This is a genomic window from Pantoea sp. JKS000250, from assembly GCF_003201065.1.
GTDB classification, from domain to species: Bacteria; Pseudomonadota; Gammaproteobacteria; order Enterobacterales; family Enterobacteriaceae; genus Pantoea; species Pantoea vagans.
Window position 1 is genome coordinate 2,916,353 of record NZ_QICZ01000001.1, and the last position, 14,082, is coordinate 2,930,434.

At 56.2% G+C, this 14,082-nt stretch carries 11 protein-coding genes; 3 read left to right on the forward strand and 8 right to left on the reverse strand.

Annotation, left to right across the window (positions count from 1 at the left end; translation table 11 throughout):
• Positions 1-82: 82 nt before the first annotated feature.
• Positions 83-565, forward strand: a complete 483-nt coding sequence (folA, locus tag BY447_RS13760) for a type 3 dihydrofolate reductase (RefSeq protein ID WP_013356735.1) — start codon at positions 83-85, stop codon at positions 563-565.
• 90 nt (positions 566-655) lie between these two features.
• Positions 656-2,539, forward strand: coding sequence for a PhoX family protein (locus BY447_RS13765; RefSeq protein WP_110331346.1), 1,884 nt, complete (start codon positions 656-658; stop codon positions 2,537-2,539).
• 35 nt (positions 2,540-2,574) lie between these two features.
• Here the strand turns inward: BY447_RS13765 and apaH are convergent, their stop codons facing one another.
• From apaH to lptD, 6 genes are read right to left on the reverse strand one after another with little or no spacing between them, the layout of a single operon-like run.
• Entirely contained in the window at positions 2,575-3,432 is an 858-nt protein-coding gene (gene apaH / locus BY447_RS13770) for a bis(5'-nucleosyl)-tetraphosphatase (symmetrical) ApaH (protein ID WP_033781834.1), read from the reverse strand.
• Positions 3,433-3,485: 53 nt separating this feature from the next.
• Positions 3,486-3,863: a Co2+/Mg2+ efflux protein ApaG gene (gene apaG, locus BY447_RS13775; protein ID WP_013356738.1), complete on the reverse strand. Its 378-nt coding sequence runs from the start codon at positions 3,861-3,863 to the stop codon at positions 3,486-3,488.
• 3 nt (positions 3,864-3,866) lie between these two features.
• A complete protein-coding gene (gene rsmA / locus BY447_RS13780; protein ID WP_033781836.1) occupies positions 3,867-4,688 on the reverse strand; it encodes a 16S rRNA (adenine(1518)-N(6)/adenine(1519)-N(6))-dimethyltransferase RsmA in 822 nt (273 codons plus the stop codon).
• Positions 4,681-5,673 (reverse strand): 4-hydroxythreonine-4-phosphate dehydrogenase PdxA, encoded by a 993-nt coding sequence (pdxA, locus tag BY447_RS13785; protein WP_110331947.1) that lies wholly within the window; start codon positions 5,671-5,673, stop codon positions 4,681-4,683. The genes rsmA and pdxA overlap by 8 nt, the downstream gene beginning before the upstream one ends.
• Positions 5,663-6,958 (reverse strand): peptidylprolyl isomerase SurA, encoded by a 1,296-nt coding sequence (gene surA / locus BY447_RS13790; RefSeq protein ID WP_110331347.1) that lies wholly within the window; start codon positions 6,956-6,958, stop codon positions 5,663-5,665. Before surA ends, pdxA begins: the two co-directional genes overlap by 11 nt.
• Before the next feature lie 54 nt (positions 6,959-7,012).
• Positions 7,013-9,388: an LPS assembly protein LptD gene (gene lptD / locus BY447_RS13795; RefSeq protein ID WP_110331348.1), complete on the reverse strand. Its 2,376-nt coding sequence runs from the start codon at positions 9,386-9,388 to the stop codon at positions 7,013-7,015.
• A 182-nt stretch (positions 9,389-9,570) separates the two neighbouring features.
• Between lptD and djlA the strand changes: the two genes are divergently transcribed.
• Positions 9,571-10,380, forward strand: coding sequence for a co-chaperone DjlA (djlA, locus tag BY447_RS13800; protein ID WP_110331349.1), 810 nt, complete (start codon positions 9,571-9,573; stop codon positions 10,378-10,380).
• 59 nt (positions 10,381-10,439) lie between these two features.
• Here the strand turns inward: djlA and rluA are convergent, their stop codons facing one another.
• Complete coding sequence (rluA, locus tag BY447_RS13805) at positions 10,440-11,093, reverse strand: bifunctional tRNA pseudouridine(32) synthase/23S rRNA pseudouridine(746) synthase RluA (protein WP_013356744.1); 654 nt, start codon at positions 11,091-11,093, stop codon at positions 10,440-10,442.
• A gap of 39 nt (positions 11,094-11,132) precedes the next feature.
• Entirely contained in the window at positions 11,133-14,039 is a 2,907-nt protein-coding gene (gene rapA, locus BY447_RS13810; RefSeq protein WP_013356745.1) for an RNA polymerase-associated protein RapA, read from the reverse strand.
• Between the last annotated feature and the right edge of the window lie 43 nt (positions 14,040-14,082).

Sequence of the window (14,082 nt, forward strand, 5' to 3'; positions counted from 1 at the left end):
ACGCAAATAGACCTTTCCCCCTATCGACGAAAGTTTCACCTTTACGTATCATGGCGCCAATTTTTTTCAGTGAGTGGTTAACATGATTAGTCTTATCGCGGCATTAGCAGCAGATCGCATTATTGGGATGGAGAACGCCATGCCGTGGGACCTGCCTGCAGATCTGGCGTGGTTCAAACGCAATACGCTGAAGAAACCGGTCATTATGGGCCGACTGACCTTTGAATCCATCGGGCGCCCGTTACCTGGCCGGCTGAACATCGTGGTCAGCAGTAAGCCAGGCACCACGGAAGGCGTCACCTGGGTTACGTCGCTGGATGAGGCGTTACAGGCAGCCGGTGATGCAGAAGAGATCATGGTGATTGGGGGTGGACGCGTCTACGAGCAGATGCTGAAGCGTGCCGATCGTCTCTATCTGACGCACATTGATGCGGAAGTGGAAGGCGATACGCAGTTCCCGGATTACGAGCCGGATGAGTGGCAGTCCACGTTCAGCGAATTCCACGACGCTGATGAGCAGAACTCCCACAGCTACTGCTTTGAGATCCTCGACCGTCGCCGTTAATCCTCTTCCAGCCCGGCTGTAACCTGGCTGTCATCTCTGTTTATTAGCATTGCTTCTTTTCTGGGAACGTCATAAAGGAAGCAATCAATAATGAAAACCGAACTCTCCGCATTAAGCACTGACCGCCTTCGTGATCCACATCGCCGTAAATTTCTTGCCGGTTCCGGTGCAATAGGGCTGACCGGCTTTCTCAGCGGCGGCCTGACGCTCTCATCCAGCGCACTGGCTCAGACGAAGCCTGTCGGCAGCCCACTGCTGGGCTTTCAGGCGATTGCTGCATCCACGGCCGATGAGGTTGTGGTCGCTCCCGGCTATCGTGCTGACGTGCTGATCTCCTGGGGTGATCCGCTGGTGAATGGCGCGGCCGCGTTTGACCCGCTGGGCAATAACAGCGCAGAAGAGCAGGAAAAGCAGTTCGGTGATAACAACGATGGCATGAGCTTCTTCGCCATTGATGAGCATCGCGGCGTGATGGCGATTAACAATGAGTACGTGAATGAGCCGACGCTGTTTGCCCACGGCGGTAGCAAAGCGACCAGCCTGGAAGATGTGAGGAAGTCACAGGCGGCACACGGCGTCTCCATCGTTGAAGTTAAACGGGGTGAAGACAATCGCTGGCAGGTGGTACGTCCTTCTGACTACAATCGCCGCATTACTGCCAATACACCTATGCGGTTTTCCGGTCCGGCCGCCGGTGATAACGCGCTGAAGACCGCGGCTGATCCCCATGGAATGCATGTCCTTGGCACCTTTGGTAACTGTGCCAACGGTAAAACGCCGTGGGGCACCTATCTCACCTGTGAAGAGAACTACGACACCTACTTTGGCACTCATCAGGCAGACTTTACCCCGACTCCACAGCAGAAGCGTTACACCCTGAATGCCGCCGAGCCGGAGCGCAACTGGTCTGACTTTGATCCCCGCTTCGATATCGCGAAAAATCCCAACGAATTTAATCGCCACGGCTGGATTGTCGAGATCGATCCCTTTGATCCTCACGCCGTGCCGGTCAAACGCACCGCGCTGGGCCGCTTTAAGCACGAGAACGCGGCTGTGACGGTCGCGAAAACCGGGCAACTGGTGGTTTACATGGGCGACGATGAGCGCGGCGAATATATCTATAAATATGTCTCCGATGACAAGGTCATTCCGGATGATGCCAAAGCCAGTCAGGGACTGCTGGATAAGGGCACGCTCTATGTGGCGCAGTTCAACGGCGATGCGCAGGGCACACCGCTGAAAGGCACCGGGCGCTGGCTGGCGCTGAAGTGGGGCGAAAATGGACTCACCGCTGAGAAGGGCTTTAACAGTCAGGCTGATGTCCTGATCAATGCGCGTGCTGCGGCCGATGTGGTGAACGCCACGCGGATGGACCGGCCCGAGTGGATTGCCGTTAACCCGCACGATGGCCGTGCCTACTGCACCCTGACCAACAATAACAAGCGCGGCAATGAGGGCATGCCGGTCAATGCGGCGAATCCGCGGCCCAAAAATATCTACGGTCAGATTATCCGCTGGGATGAAAAGGGTGATGCTACGGCACAGACCTTTGAGTGGGATATCTATGCGTTGTGCGGTAACCCGATAGCGCATCCCAAGGGGATCTATCGCGGCACACCTAATATCACTGCGGAGAACACCTTCAACAGTCCGGATGGTCTGGGCTTTGATGCGCACGGGCGCTTATGGATCCTGACTGACGGCAAGTACAGTAATAAAGAGGATTATCAGGGACAGGGAAATAATCAGATGCTGGTGGGGGATCCTGACAGCGGAGAGATCCGCCGCTTTATGGTCGGTCCCAAATCGTGCGAGCTGACCGGCATTACCTTCACGCCCGACTACAAAACATTGTTCGTGAACGTGCAGCATCCTGGTGAAGAGGGTGACTCGCACTTTCCCAATAACAGTCCACGCCCACGCTCATCGGTGATCATGATCACCCGTGAAGATGGCGGCATTATCGGCGCCTAAAACAGGATGCTGGCCTGACGGGCCAGCATCAAAGTTTACAGCGTGGGCGGCGCCAGACTGTCGCTGGAGGCCAGTGCTTTTTCGCGATTGGAGTGCTGCACCACATAACGCTGATCTTCCCAGTGCAGCAGGGTCAGCGTTCCGCCCCAGCAGCAGCCGGTATCCAGACCGATAATACCCTCGGGTGTTCCTTTGCCTTCCAGTGATGCCCAGTGACCAAACACGATGGTGTAGTCACGTGCGACCGGTCCCTCGATGTTAAACCAGGGCTTCAGCGGCGGAAGGGCGGATTCAGGGGCATCTTTGCAGATCATGTCCAGCTGGCCGTTGGGGAAGCAGTAACGCATGCGGGTCAGGGCGTTGGTGCTGAAGCGCAGACGCGCCAGGCCGGTCAAATCCTCACTCCAGTTGTTCGGCATATCGCCATACATGGCATCCAGGAACAGCGGATAACTGTCGCTGGCGAGCACCGCTTCAACTTCACGCGCGCACTTTTTCGCGGTCTCGATATCCCACTGCGGCGTGATACCGGCGTGGCCCATCACCAGCTTTTTCTCTTCATCCACCTGTAACAGCGGCTGACGGCGCAGCCAGTTGATCAGCTCATCTGCATCGTCCGCTTCGAGCAGGGGCGTCAGGCGATCTTTAGGCTTGTTACGGCTGATCCCGGCGTAGACCGCCAGCAGATGCAAATCGTGATTGCCCAGCACCAGACGAACCGCGTCACCCAGCGATTTCACGTAGCGCAGGACATCAAGGGAGCCCGGACCGCGTGCCACCAGGTCGCCGGTCAGCCACAGCGTATCCTGCTCAGGATTAAAATCGACCTGTTGCAGCAACGCACGTAATTCATCGTAGCAACCGTGAACATCGCCAATCAGGTATGTGCTCATAACGTTTTATCCATCAGGAAGGTGCCCGACTTAACGGGCAAAAAGCGTGTAAATCAATGAATGTGGGTCTGAATGGCGAGGCGGAACACCGGGATCTCGACGTGGAAGGTATCGCCCTGTTCGTCGACCATCACGTAATGTCCCTGCATGGTACCCATCGGCGTTTCGATCACGGCACCGCTGGTATACTGAAATTCATTGCCAGGCGCAATAAACGGCTGTTCACCGACCACGCCTTCACCCTGAACTTCTGTTTCACGGCCGTTACCGTTGGTAATCAGCCAGTAACGTCCCAGCAGTTGCACGGAGGAACGGCCCAGATTGCGAATCGTAATGGTATAGGCGAAGACGTAACGATCATCATCCGGTGAGGATTGTGAGGCAACGTACTGGCTTTGCACATGGACGGAGACGCGGGCCGTTTCACTCATGACTTACTCCTGCGATTTTCCCTGATGATTCGCCAGCCAGTTCGCCAGCTGACAATATTGCGCGACGGAGACGTTCTCGGCACGCAGGGTTGGATCTATGGATAACTCTTCCAGTGCCCCGGCAGCCACCATGTGGCTCAGGCTGTTGCGCAGCGTTTTGCGGCGCTGGCCGAATGCTTCCGTGGTAATACGGCTCAGGATGCGCACGTCGCTGACCGGATGAGGCGGTTCAGCAAACGGCACCAGCCGCACTACGGCCGAGTCCACTTTCGGTGGCGGCGTAAAGGAGTGCGGAGGCACTTCCAGCACAGGGATGACCTGGCAGTAATATTGCGCCATTACCGTCAGACGACCATATGCTTTACTTCCCGGACCGGCAACCAGACGGTTGACCACTTCTTTCTGCAGCATGAAGTGCATATCTTTGATCGAACCAGTATAGCTGAAAAGGTGGAACATCAGCGGGGTCGAAATATTGTACGGCAGGTTACCAAATACCCGCAGCGGCTGGCCTCTCTCCTGCGCCAGCGCAGCGAAGTCGAAGGTCATGGCATCCTGCTGGAAGATAGTCAGTTTCGGGCCAAGGAACGGATGAGTTTCCAGACGCGCAGCGAGGTCGCGGTCCAGCTCTATTACCGTTAATTTATCGAGGCGTTCGCCAACCGGCTCGGTTAAGGCACCCAGGCCCGGGCCGATTTCCACCAGCGCTTCGTCGCGCTGTGGATGGATGGCGGAGACAATGCTGTCGATAATGTACTGATCGTTCAGGAAGTTTTGCCCGAAACGTTTACGGGCGTAGTGCCCCTGATGGACGCGATTATTCATTACTGCTCTTGATCATAGTGATGGCGAGGTTAAGCGCCGTGATGAAGCTGCCCGGTTCAGCCTGACCCAGACCGGCGAGTTCCAGCGCGGTGCCGTGGTCAACGGAAGTCCGGATAAAGGGCAGGCCCAGGGTGATATTCACCGCCCGGCCAAACCCCTGAAATTTGAGTACTGGCAGGCCCTGGTCGTGATACATCGCCAGCACCGCATCGGCATACTGCAGATATTTAGGCTGGAAAAGGGTATCTGCAGGCAGTGGGCCGGTCAGATTAATGCCCTGCTGACGCAGTTCGTTGAGTGCTGGCGTGATGGTCTCGATTTCTTCACGTCCCATGTGGCCACTTTCACCCGCATGAGGGTTAAGACCACAGACGTAAATATGCGGTTCGGCAATCGCAAATTTCTGCTGCAGATCGCGATGCAGAATCGTGATCACTTCATGCAGACAGTCGCGGGTGACCGCCGCAGGGACATCCTTCAGCGGCAGATGCGTAGTCGCCAGTGCGACTCGAAGCTCTTCTGTCGCCAGCATCATGACCACCCGATGCCCGCCAGCGCGATCGGCGAAAAATTCGGTATGGCCGGTAAAGGCGATACCGGCATCATTGATGACACCTTTGTGCACCGGGCCGGTTATCAGGGCAGCAAATTCACCGTCGAGACAACCGTCACACGCGCGCGCCAGCGTAGCCAGTACATAGTCGCTGTTGGCGACGCAGAGTTCACCTGGCGTAACCGTCTCTGCCGTTTCAATGGGCAGGACAGTCAGCGTACCCGCCTGCTGCGGCTCTGCCGCCGCGTCAGGCTGGTAGGTCCGTAGCGTCAGCGGCAGACCAAGTTGGGCCGCACGCTGCTGCAACAGTGCTGGCGAGGCGCACACCACCAGTTCAACCGGCCACGACTGCTGAGCCAGCTGAACCGTGAGATCGGGACCAATCCCGGCAGGTTCGCCGGGCGTGATCACCACACGAAGATTACTGCGCATTGCCATCCAGAATTTTCACGTAGGCGCTGGCGCGTTGTTCCTGCATCCAGGTCTGTGCTTCTTCCGCAAACTTACGGTTAAACAGCATACGGTAAGCACGCTCTTTCTGGGCTGCATCGGTTTTATCCACCTGACGGCTGTCCAGCAACTGAATCAGATGCCAGCCGAAAGAGGAGTGGACCGGCTGACTCGTCTGACCTTTCTTCAGGCGCAGCAGCGCATCACGAAACGCCGGATCAAAGACTTCCGGGGAGGTCCAGCCGAGATCGCCCCCCTGGTTCGCCGAACCCGGGTCATCAGAGTACTGTTTGGCCGCCGCGGCGAAAGTGGTTTTGCCACTGCGGATGTCAGCAGCGATCTGTTCCAGCTGCGCGCGTGCCTGTTCGTCTGTCAGAATCGGCGACGGCTTCAGCAGAATGTGACGTGAATGGACTTCAGTGACAGAGACATTTTTGCTCTCGCCACGCAGGTCGTTTACTTTCAGGATGTGGAAGCCGACACCGGAGCGAACGGGTCCGACGATATCGCCTTTTTTCGCGCTCGACAGCGCCTGTGCAAACAGGGTTGGTAACTCTTCGATTTTACCCCAGCCCATGTTGCCGCCTTTCAGCGCCTGAGAGTCGGCAGAGTAGGTTACGGCCATCTTGCCGAAGTCCGCACCATTTTTCAGTTCGCCAACCAGCTGTTTCGCCAGCGTTTCCTGCTCATCAACCTGCTGCTGCGTCGGGTTTTCCGGCAGCGGCAGCAGAATATGGCTGACGTTCAGTTCGGTGCCCTGACTGTTCTGAGAGCCGATCTGGTTAGCCAGCGTATCGACTTCCTGCGGCAGAATGGTGACGCGACGACGTACTTCGTTGTTGCGCACTTCAGCAATGGTCATTTCTTTACGGATCTGAGAGCGATAAACGCTGTAGTTCATGCCGTCATAAGCCAGACGGCTGCGCAGCTGATCAAGGCTCATGCGGTTCTGCGCAGCAATGTTCTGAATCGCCTGGTCCAGCTGCTCGTCGCTGATCTGGATCCCTGCTTTTTCACCCATCTGCAGAATGATGTTGTCCATGATCTGACGTTCCAGAATCTGATGGCGCAACGTTTTATCATCCGGCAACTGCTGACCTGCCTGCTGAGCCTGAGATTTAACCGTGCCCATCATGCCGTCCACGTCACTCTCAAGAACCACGCCGTTATTGACCACGGCTGCAACTTTATCAACGACTTGTGGTGCTGCGAACGCGGTGTTGGCACTGATTGCCACACCAAGAATCAGCATTCTCCAGTTCTTCATACTTTATCCATTGTTGGTTCCGCACTGCGGGATTGCCTGTCAAACATCACAACATCAGAAAGCGGGCTGGTAAGGGATAATGCCCTGACGCAGCATATCGTTGGTGCCTAAGCCATAGTTAGGACTCAGACCACGCAGCTCAATGTTGAATGAGATTTGGTTGTCATATTTACTGTCGTTGTTTTCCCAACCGTTAATTTTGCGTTCGTAACCGACCCGAATCGCGTAACAGCATGAGCTGTACTGCAGGCCAACCAGCTGCGACGCCGGACGCGTATTGCGGGTATCGTAGTAGTAAGCACCTACCACAGACCATGCATCCGCAATCGGCCAGCTGGCCGTGGTACCCACCTGTGAAATCCCGTTTTTAAAGATAGGGTTTGTCACCAGGCTGCTATCGTTCAGCGCGGTCGCTACATATTCCGGGCTGCTGTAACGGTAGCTCAGCTGTACCATGCGGTCGGCGTCACGACGGTATTCCAGTACGGTATTGCCCTGGGAGACGTTGTCGAGTTTGGTGTCATATTGCAGCCCACCTCTGACGCCCCAGCGATCGCTGATTTTCCAGTATGTATCACCAGCCCAAATCAGGCTGCCGGTATCATCTTCTTTACTGGTTTGATTCACACCAGTACGAGAAGGGGTAAACGAGTAGATTTGACCCACAGAAACGTTAAAACGTTCAACCAGATCGGTATCATAAATACGCGAGGTGACACCGGTAGCCACTTCATTGGCCGACGCGATGCGATCCAGCCCGCTATAAGTACGATCGCGGAACAGACCGGTGTAGTCGGTTTGCAGCAATGTTGAGTCGTAGGGATAGATGTTGCTCTGATTGCGATACGGGATATAGAGGTACTGCACGCGCGGTTCCAGTGTCTGGGTATAGCCCGCAGCCGAATTCATATCGCGGTCAAACACCAGCCGGCCATCCACTTTAAACTGCGGCAGGGTGCGGTTTACAGATTCATCCAGTTCGCCGCTCTTATCACCCCGGAGACCATTAGCAGCGTTGTTATAGTAATCAACGTCAGTCTGCTGATAGTGGGTCGCCAGGAACTTCGCTTCGGTATCCAGGCTGGCCCAGCCATTGGACAGTGGCAGGTTCAGCGTTGGCTCAACATGTAAACGGGTGGCTTCAGGATAGCGGCTGTTGACGTTGGTGAACTTCACCGCCTGTGCATAAACGCGGCCATCAAACGGGCCGATATCGTTCTGATAGAGATTGACGTCCAGCTGCGGCATCGCACGATAGACATTATTGCTGGTGGTATTGCCAAATACCTGGAAATCTTTGGTGGAGAGCGTGGCGTCCCAGTTGGTGTCCGCATAGCCAACGCTGAATTTCTGCGTGGCGTAGTTGTCGGTCGAGCTGTAGTACTTCGAATCGAGGTCGTTGAAGTAATACTTGTCGCTGACCTTGGTGTAGTCCGCGTTGAAACGCCAGTGCTGGTCATAAACACCGGCATGACGCCAGTAGAACAGCCAGCGATCGGAGCTATCGTTTTCAGCGATGCCGCGCAACGCTTTGTCGTTATCGTACTGTTTATCGGAGCCGAGGTAGTCGAACTCCATCAGACCGGCACCCAGCGTAGTCAGATAACGGAATTCATTTTCAAACTTCATGCCGCGCTTACTGATGTAGTGCGGCGTGATGGTCGCATCGGCCTGTGGCGCGATGTTCCAGTAGTAGGGCAGAACGAACTCAAAGCCGTTATTGCTGCCATATTTTGCGTTCGGGATCAGGAAACCGGACCGGCGGCGATCGCCAATCGGTAACTGCAGATAGGGGCTGTAGAACACCGGAACCGAACCGAGCTTAAAGCGAGCATTCCAGATCTCCGCCACTTCCTCTTCGCGATCCTGGATCACTTCTGAACCCACTACGCTCCAGCTGTTGGAGCCAGGCAGACAGGAGGTAAAGGTACCGTTTTCCAGAATGGTATAGCGGTTATCGCCGCGCAGCTTCATCTGATCGGCGGTACCACGTCCCTGACGATCCACCATCTGGTACTGACCATTCCAGACGTTGGTATCTTTGCTGTTCAGGTTTGACCAGGCTTTCGGACCTTTCAGGATGACCTGGTTGTCATCGTAGTGCACATTACCCAGGGCATCGACGGTACGCACCGGCGCGGTCTGGCCTTCCTGCTGACGCTGATGAAGCTGAACTTCATCCGCCTGCATACGGCTGTTGCCCTGCTCAATGTTTACGTTGCCGGTAAAGACCGCATCATTGGGATAGTTCCCTTTCGCGGCATCGGAGTGGATGGTGACAGGCAGCTGGTTCGTATCACCGTTCACCAGCGGGCGGTTGTAACTCGGCACGCCTAACATACACTGCGACATCAAATCGTCGGCAAAGGCTTGCTGGCTAATGGCTGCGCCGATCAGTGTGGCCAGCAGGGTAGGTATATGTTTTTTCATACGCGGTATCGAGAATTCCATGAAAACTGGCATCATGCCGACAATCGGGTCAGAGACTAACTTACTGCCCGGCGTTGCGCCAGTGTTAATCCTGGTCTGTCAGCGTTGCCGTTAGGCGCTGAGATAAATGACAGGTATGATAATGCAATTTTCAGCCGCAAGCATGGCGAATTGAGGAGTTTATGCGCTACTGGGGAAAAGTTATGGGTCTGGCGGTGGGATTACTTTCCGGCGCAGGCTTTTGGGGTATTGTGATCGGTTTGATCATTGGCCATATGATTGACAAAGTACGCGGCGCACAAGGCAAGGCTTACTTCTCAAATAATCAGACCCGACAGACGCTGTTTTTCAGCACGACCTTTCAGGTGATGGGCCATCTGACCAAGTCAAAAGGGCGCGTCACGGAAGCGGATATTCAGATTGCTTCGCTGTTAATGGAACGGATGCAGCTGCACGGTGACTCCCGCAGTGCAGCCCAGCGCGCGTTCCGCGAAGGCAAGCAGGCGGATTACCCGTTACGCAGCAAATTGCGTGAACTGCGCAGCGCCTGTTTTGGCCGGTTCGATCTGATTCGGATGTTCCTGGAGATCCAGATTCAGGCCGCCTTTGCCGACGGCTCACTGCATCCCAATGAGCGTCAGGTGCTCTATGTGATTGCTGAAGAGCTGGGCATTTCACGGGGCCAGTTCGACCAGTTCCTGCGTATGATGGAAGGTGGCCAGCAGTTTGGCGGTGGTCAGCGCAGTTCTGGCGGTTTCCAGCAGGCACAACGCGGCCCAACGCTGGAAGATGCTTGTAGTGTACTGGGCGTGAAAAGCAGTGATGACGCCACCACCATTAAACGCGCCTATCGCAAACTGATGAGCGAGCATCATCCCGACAAGCTGGTGGCGAAAGGGTTGCCGCCAGAGATGATGGAGATGGCGAAGCAGAAAGCGCAGGAAATTCAGGCGGCGTACGATCTGATTCGCAAAGAGAAAGGCTTTAAATAATCACTGTTTCCCCTGGCCTCTTCTGCAACAGAGGAGGCCAGGGTGACAGGTCGAACATCTCAAAAATCGGCGGGCTGACGAAACGTCATAGCATTACCAAATGCCGGATGGGTAATGGTCAGTGACTCCGCATGCAGCAGCAGACGGGCTGCCATCGCTTTGGCTTCCGGGTGCGCATAGAAGTTGTCTCCCAGAATCGGATGGCCCAGCGCCAGCATATGCACCCGCAGCTGGTGTGAACGGCCGGTAATCGGCTTCAGCGACACGCGTGCACTGTTATCCGCACGATACTCCAGAACCTGATACTCCGTCTGCGCGGCTTTGCCGGTCTCGAAGCAGACCATCTGCTTTGGACGATTTGGCCAGTCACAAATCAGCGGCAGATCAACCAGTCCCTCTTCCTTTTCAGGATGTCCCCAGATACAGGCCACGTAGGTTTTGGAAGGCTCCCGTTCGCGGAACTGGCGTTTCAGCTCGCGTTCCGCCGCCTTGGTCAGCGCCACCACCATTACGCCGCTGGTCGCCATATCGAGTCGGTGGACCGACTCGGCCTGCGGGAAATCACGCTGTATCCGCGTCATCACGCTATCTTTGTGCTCATCCAGACGACCGGGTACTGAGAGCAGACCGCTGGGTTTATTCACCACCATGATATGCGCATCCTGATAAAGGATGTGCAGCCAGGGTTCACGCGGTGGATTGTAAGGTTCCATGGGGCTTTCCAAAAATAAGGGGCCATGTGGCCCCTGAGCTTACTGGTGTGTCACCACAATCAGGCGCAGCGCGTCGAGACGCCAGTTGGCCTGGTCGAGACTTTCCAGCACCTGTTCGCGGTTGCTTTCCAGCGCCTCAACTTCATCGTCGCGGATGTTCGGGTTGACGGCTTTCAGCGCGTTAAGACGCGAAAGCTCGGCACCCAGCTTCTCGTTCGCTTCAGCACGTGCCGCATCAATCACCGCACGCGCTTCACTGACGACGCTCTCTTCGGCCTGCGTCAGAATCGCATGCACATCCTGCTGAACCGCATTCACCAGTTTACTGGCGGTGTGACGGTTAACCGCATTCAGCTGACGGTTAAAGCTTTCGAACTCCACTTTGCCCGCCAGGTTAGTGCCTTTGGTATCCATCAGCAGACGGATTGGCGTCGGTGGCAGGAAGCGGGTCAGTTGCAGATGCTTCGGTGCCTGCGCTTCAACCACATAGATCAGCTCGACCAGCAGCGTCCCCACCGGCAGCGCCTTGTTCTTCAGCAGTGACAGTGCGCTGCTGCCGGTATCGCCTGACAGGATCAGATCCAGACCGTTACGGATCAGCGGGTGTTCCCAGGTAATGAACTGAGTATCCTCGCGTGACAGTGCCTGATCGCGGTTAAAGGTAATGGTGCAGCCATCTTCCGGCAGGCCAGGGAAATCGGGCACCAGCATGTGGTCGGAAGGGGTCAGCACAATCAGGTTATCGCTGCGATCTTCCTGATTGATGCCGACGATATCAAACAGGTTAAGCGCGAAGTTCACCAGGCCAGTATCGTTATCCTGCTCGCTGATAGCATTGGCCAGCAGCTGCGCCGATTCACCGCCGTTGGAGTTAAGTTCCAGCAGGCGATCGCGACCCTGTTCCAGCTGCGATTTCAGCGCGTCGTGCTGTTTACGGCAGTCAGTGATAAACGCATCGAAGCCTTCATTGTTCTCCGGCGCGGCCAGATAGCCGATCAGCTGTGAATGGACGCTGTCATAGATGGTACGGCCGGTCGGGCAGGTGTGCTCAAACGCGTCCAGCCCTTCGTGATACCAGCGCAGCAGCACCGCCTGTGCGGTCTGCTCCAGCCACGGCACCAGAATCTGAATATCGTGCGCCTGACCGATACGGTCCAGACGACCGATACGCTGCTCCAGCAGGTCCGGGTTAAACGGCAGGTCGAACATCACCAGACGGCTGGCAAACTGGAAGTTACGGCCTTCTGAACCGATCTCGGAGCACAGCAGCACCTGCGCGCCGTTCTCTTCTGAGGCGAACCAGGCGGCAGCACGGTCACGTTCAATGATCGACAGACCTTCGTGGAACACCGCGGCGCGGATGCCTTCACGTTCACGCAGCACCTGCTCCAGCTGCAGCGCGGTGGCGGCTTTGGCGCAGATCACCAGCACTTTCTCTTTACGGTTGCTGGTGAGATAGCCCATCAGCCATTCGACGCGCGGGTCGAAGTTCCACCAGGTCCCGCTGTCGCCCTCAAATTCCTGATAAATCTGCTCCGGGTAGAGCAGGTCGCGCGCCCGCTCCTCGGCGCTTTTGCGCGTACCCATAATGCCGGAGACTTTAATCGCCGTCTGATACTGCGCAGGCAGCGGCAGACGGATCTGATGCAGCTCGCGTTTCGGGAAGCCTTTAACGCCATTACGGGTATTACGGAACAGTACGCGGCTGGTGCCGTGGCGATCCATCAGCATGGAGATCAGCTCCTGGCGCGCCTCCAGCTTGCCATCACGGTCGCTGTTGGCGACCTGCAGCAGCGGCTCAATGTCCTGCTCGCCGACCAGATCGTTGATCCGGTTCATCTCCTCCTGGGAGATCGCGTTGTCCGCCAGCAGCGCTGTGACGGCATCGGCAATCGGGCGGAAATGCTGCTGCTCTTCTACAAAGGCGGCAAAGTCATGGAAACGGTCCGGGTCGAGCAGGCGCAGACGGGCGAAGTGGCTCTCCATACCCAGCTGCTCTGGTGTTGCGGTCAGCAGCAGAACGCCGGCAGTTTTTTCGGCCAGCTTTTCGATAACCTGATATTCGCGGCTTGGCTCGCCTTCTGACCAGGCCAGATGGTGCGCTTCATCCACCACCAGCAGATCCCATTCGGCATCGGCTAGCATCTCAAGGCGCTGTTTGTTACGGCGCACAAAGTCCAGCGAGCAGATAATCAGCTGCTCCGTTTCAAACGGGTTATCGCTGTCGTGCTGCGCTTCGGTATAGCGATCGTCATCAAACAGCGCAAAGCGCAGGTTGAAGCGGCGCAGCATTTCGACCAGCCACTGGTGCTGTAAGGTTTCAGGCACCACGATCAGAACACGCTCAGCACGACCCGCCAGCAGCTGTTGCTGGATGATCATCCCGGCTTCAATGGTTTTACCCAGGCCAACTTCATCGGCCAGCAGCACGCGCGGCGCATGGCGACGGCCGACATCGTGGGCGATATGCAGTTGGTGAGGGATCAGGTTGGTGCGCATACCGCGTAAGCCGCTGATCGGCAGGCGGTACTGCTCACTCTGGTATTTACGGGCACGGAAGCGGAGGGCGAAACGATCCATCCGGTCGAGCTGGCCGGCAAACAGGCGATCCTGCGGCTTACTGAATACCAGCTTGCTGTCGAGCATCACTTCGCGCAGCATCACGTCGCTTTCTTCGGTATCCAGCCGGGTACCGATATAGGTCATCAGGTCATTTTCGTTGCGTACTTCATCGACGCGCATCTGCCAGCCTTCGTGGCTGGTGATGGTATCACCCGGATTAAAGATGACGCGGGTAACCGGCGAATCGTTGCGGGCGTAGAGGCGGTTTTCCCCCGTGGCCGGAAACAGCAGGGTGATCATGCGGGTATCGATCGCCACCACGGTGCCCAGTCCCAGTTCACTTTCCGTATCACTAATCCAGCGCTGACCTAATGTAAAAACCATATATTTTTTGCTCGAATTTTAACGTTTTTAGAGGTGTTCCCAA